Genomic DNA, 775 nt, shown 5'->3' with positions numbered 1-775 from the left:
CCTGTTTCAGCGTCTTACAGTTGAAGAAGACATGTCCCACCAATCCCATACCTTCCATGACATTTCTCGCTGCCAATCGAAGCGCAAGGTCAGGCTTGCCCGTGTATTCAACGGCCTCGCGCCAAAGCGCATAATAGCGATCGAGATTCACTCGGGCTTCTTCGGTATCTAGGTCATCGAGCTTCAAGTCAAGGACGTCACTCAACTTCGACGCTTCATAACCCTTGCGGATAAGGTAGTCGCACAAGATCTTGCAGGTATGCGCCTGCGCACTGTAAAACGCGGTCTTTGGTGCGTTTTGTTGCGGACTGTCGGAAGGAGGCATCAATGTGCTCTTATTGTTAAAGGTTGATACAAATCGTCAATAACTTGGTGCTTCAAGTCAAGAACAACAGGTCTATTGTGCGTAGTATTTCATTCCAGAGGTTAAATTCACCTTGCGACAATATTGGAGAAATCGCTATGGAAATTTTTGTACCACACAACGAACAAGAAGAGCAAAATGTGCAGGCTCTGCAAGATTATCTGTCACAGATGTACTTCTGGAACTAGTTAGAGATCAGGCTTTTCTAAAGGCGCGTCATCGACGCGCCTTTTTTGTTTCTGTATTTTCTGTCCCGCGATATTGATAAGCTCGCGTCACCGCGTTCTTGATCTACACTCAATATAGACGAGTCAACTTGGACTATTCGTCTATCAGCATCAGGTCAAGGAGCAGCACGCAATACCATGAGCATTCCAGCAATTATTACCCAATCTATCGCGCAATTTTCAG

The 775-nt window shown here is 45.9% G+C and carries 1 protein-coding gene; it reads right to left on the bottom strand.

Annotated features, from left to right (window positions below; translation table 11 throughout):
- On the bottom strand, window positions 1–325 hold a 325-nt coding region (locus A3751_RS18645), incomplete at its 3' end, for an AraC family transcriptional regulator ligand-binding domain-containing protein (protein ID WP_197466499.1).
- Window positions 326–775 lie beyond the last annotated feature (450 nt).

The organism is Oleiphilus sp. HI0080, from assembly GCF_001635135.1.
This window is presented reverse-complemented; position numbering and strand designations above follow the sequence as displayed.